General features: G+C 65.7%; 4 protein-coding genes. All 4 read right to left on the minus strand.

Translation table 11 applies throughout. From position 1 onward, the window contains the following. The coding region (locus ACREE8_RS16260) for a peptide-methionine (S)-S-oxide reductase (RefSeq protein ID WP_431574061.1) at nucleotides 1–215 on the minus strand (215 nt) is incomplete at its 3' end. A 31-nt stretch (nucleotides 216–246) separates the two neighbouring features. Further along, nucleotides 247–837 carry a peptide-methionine (R)-S-oxide reductase MsrB gene (msrB, locus tag ACREE8_RS16265; protein ID WP_431574062.1) on the minus strand — a complete coding sequence of 197 codons (591 nt, stop codon included), beginning with the start codon at nucleotides 835–837 and terminating at the stop codon, nucleotides 247–249. 17 nt (nucleotides 838–854) lie between these two features. Continuing rightward, nucleotides 855–2,681: a cytochrome c biogenesis protein DipZ gene (locus ACREE8_RS16270; RefSeq protein WP_431574063.1), complete on the minus strand. Its 1,827-nt coding sequence runs from the start codon at nucleotides 2,679–2,681 to the stop codon at nucleotides 855–857. A 287-nt stretch (nucleotides 2,682–2,968) separates the two neighbouring features. After that, nucleotides 2,969–3,590 (minus strand): molybdopterin molybdotransferase MoeA (locus ACREE8_RS16275; RefSeq protein ID WP_431574064.1); only part of this gene is annotated, 622 nt, incomplete at its 5' end.

Below are 3,590 nucleotides of genomic sequence, written 5' to 3' on the forward strand. Positions count from 1 at the left end.
TCGACGCCCTTGAGATGCTCGAACACGAGCTGCATCCCCCAGAAGCAGCCGCCGGCAAGGACCGCCGTCTGCTTGCCAGGCGACGACGCCAGGGGCGCATCGACGGCCGGATCGGGAATCGGCACGCCCGCGGTCGCATGAGTCACGATCTGGCTGGTTGCCAGACCCAGCAGCAGCACGGCACAGCCGCCGGCGATCTTCAGGGTACGGTTCATGGCGGATTCTCCTCTGTTCGAATGGGCCGGGTCACGCGATCGGCGCAAAGCGCAGCGCGACCGAATTCATGCAGTAGCGAAGGCCGGTCGGCGCCGGGCCATCGTCGAAGACATGGCCGAGATGCGCGTCGCAAAGCGTGCAGGTTACCGCGACTCGCGTCATGCCGAAGCTGGTGTCTTGCGTCTCGACCACATTTTCCTTGGCGATGGGCTGCCAGAAGCTCGGCCAGCCGGTGCCGGAATCGAACTTCGTCGCCGAGCTGAACAAGGCATTGTCGCAGCAGATGCAGCGGAAGATACCGTTGTCGTGGACGTTGAGGTTCTCGCCCGAGAAAGGCGCCTCGGTTCCGGCCTCACGGGTCACGTCATAGGCGGCGGGCGAGAGCTGCTTCTGCCATTCCTCGGTGGTCTTCACGACCTTCGACTCCATGACCGGGGTCTGCCCCTGGCCATCATTGCCGAAGGGAACGATCAGTACCGCCTGGCTCGCGGTATCGGCAGCGCTCCGCTCCAGCAACGACCATAATAAGGTGAGGGCGACGATCGAGAGCGATCCTCCCGCGAGGAACAGGCGCCGCGTGAAGGCCGGACGCATCGACATCTCCTTAATGACGGAAGCCATGCTTCGCTCCTTGCCGGTCAGCCGAAGGTGAATGAGAAAGCCTGAACGCCGGGATCCAGGAACTCGATCTTGAAGAGCCGGTCGCGCACGCCCTGCTGCTGCCGCACCAGCTGATAGAGCCGCTGGCTCGTGACGGTTCCCATGCCGTCGGCATCGACATCCATGCCGTGATCGGCGCCAGGCGCCGCGCCATCGAGCGTCACGCGAAAGCGGATCGGCTTGCCGGCCGTGGCCGGTCCCAGCACGAGATGGAGGTCGCGGGCGTGGAACTTGAAGAGGATCGCGCCCGAGGGCTGGTCCAGCGTGGATTGCTCCGGCATCGCAGTCCAGTTGCCCACCAGCGCCCAGTCGTTCAAACCGAGGTCGGCCGGCGCGGTGTAGGACTTGGCCTGATCCTGGGCGAAGCCGCCGGCGGAAACGAACTGCTGAAGATCGGCCCGCCGATAGCCGACATAGGTTTCCGGCGATTGCAGATCGGCTTCATCGGCGGCGGCCTGGGCGCCGCTGGCGCTGACCTGGACCAGGCCCGTCGGGGCGGGCGTGCCGTTACGCTCGGCCAGGAGGCCTTGGATCACGCCTTCCGACTGGTCGTATTTTCCTTCGCCGAAATGGTGGTAACGCAGCTTGCCGGTCGCGTCGAAGAAGTAATGCGCCGGCCAATACTGGTTATCGAAAGCCCGCCAGATCGCATAATCGTTGTCGATGGCGACGGGATAGGTGATCCCCAGATCATGGACCGCCTGTTCCACATTCTGCTCGTTGCGCTCGAAGGCGAATTCCGGCGCATGGACGCCGATCACGACCAGCCCCTGGTCCTGGTATTTCTTCGCCCAAGCCAGCGTGTAGGGAATCGAGCGCAGGCAGTTGATGCAGGAATAGGTCCAGAAATCGACGACGACGACCTTGCCCTTGAGCGCGGCCGCGTCGAGCGGCGGCGAATTCAGCCAGGCGACCGCACCTTTGAAATCGAGCAGGCTATCGGGCAGCGGGGCTGCCGTCGATCCCGCGACCGTGCCCGTCATGCCGGTCGAACCCGTCATGGCGGGGGCCACAGCCGGCGCCGTGCCCGTCATGGCGGGCGCGCCGGTCATGACCGTCGGCCCTGTCATCGCGGCCGGCGTCGCCATCGGCTGCAGCCGATCGAGCAGCCATTGCTCGACGGCCCCGGTGTTCGCTGCCGAGAGCTGCGTCAGGATACCCCTGTCGGTCCCGGTCGCGATGGCGGCCACGCCGATCAACACCGCGACGCCGAGCGCGCGCCGGATCCATCGATCGGCACCCAATGACCGTTTCAGAAGGGCGAAGATCCGACTGCCCGCCAGCAGGGCGACCGCGAGCGACGTGGCGGCGCCGGCCGCATAGGCGAACAACAGCAGCGCCGTTCCGAAACTCGCGCCGTTGAGCGCGGCGCCGGTGAGGACCAACCCCAGCACCGGGCCCGCGCAAGGCGCCCAGAGCAGGCCCGTGGCGATGCCGAGGATGAAGGAGCGCAACATTCCGCGGCCCGAGGTCGAATCCGAGACCGCGAGCAGCTTCTCGCCCTGCCGCACCAGCGGCTGCATCAGCCGGTCGGCCAATCCGCTCGAGAGCAGCACCAGCCCGAACAGCGCCAGCACCGCGAGCGCGATCCAGCGGCCATACTGATTGGCATGCGCGACCCAGCCGCCGCCCAGCGTCGCCGCCGACGCGACCAGCGCGAAGGTCACGGCCAATCCCGCGAACAGCGGCAAACCGTTGCGCAGGAACGGCCGCGCGCCGTTCGCGAACACGAAGGGCAGGACGGGAAGAATGCAGGGGCTGATGATCGTCAGGGCGCCCGCGAGATAGCAGAGAACGAAATACATCGGAGGGGGTCACCACCCTTGAAGGCCGCGCGATCGATCGCGCTGGAAGATACGCGTCATATGGTGGCAAGTGGTTATATTCGTTGAACTATAACGAAGTTGTGATAAGGCGAGAGCGACGAGGCGCGGCCTTCGCAAGGCGACATCGTCCGGTTACCAAGCTCATGCTTTGACAGGAGATACGACGGGCAAGCATGCGAGCGTTAGAGGTCTGAGCTCCGCTGCCGAGGAAGGCACCGACGACCGGTCACGCCTTCTTGATCAGTTGACGGAAGAGAACGGCGACGTCAATCCGCCCAGAATCCCAGCGGAATGAAGTCGACGAGATCGCCCCGCCGCACCTGATCGCGCTCTTCCTCGAGCGTGATGAAGCCCTGCATCTGCACGAGCGGCGAGAGCATGGCCGCCCCCTGCTTTGGCGTGGGCGTCGCGACACTGAGGCCGGCGTCATCGTGGGCCAGAGTGGCGAACAGGAAATCGCGCCGGCCGGATTTCTTCTTGATGTCGAAGCCGGCGGCCACCCGCAGCACCGGCAGCGCCTCGTCGCCAGCGCCTGCGAAACGCAGCAGGATGGGCCGGCCGAACATCAGGAACGTCACCAGCACCGCCACCGGATTGCCGGGCAGGGCCAGGATCGGACAGGTGTCGATATCGCCGAAGCCGACCGGCTTCCCCGGTTTGATCGCCAGGCGCCACATCTCGAGGGCGCCGCGCTGCAGGATCACGGGGCGCATATAGTCTTCCGCGCCGACCGACATGCCGCCCGAGGTGACGATGAAATCATGGCTGTGGGCCGCATCGGACAGGCGGCGATCGAGCGCGATCGGATCGTCCGGGATGATGCCCAGATCGTTCACCTCGAAGCCCAGCTCCGCGAGCAGGCCACGCAGCAACGGCCGGTTGGCGTCC

The sequence above is a fragment of the Hypericibacter sp. genome (assembly GCF_050729195.1).
Taxonomy (GTDB): Bacteria; Pseudomonadota; Alphaproteobacteria; order Dongiales; family Dongiaceae; genus Hypericibacter.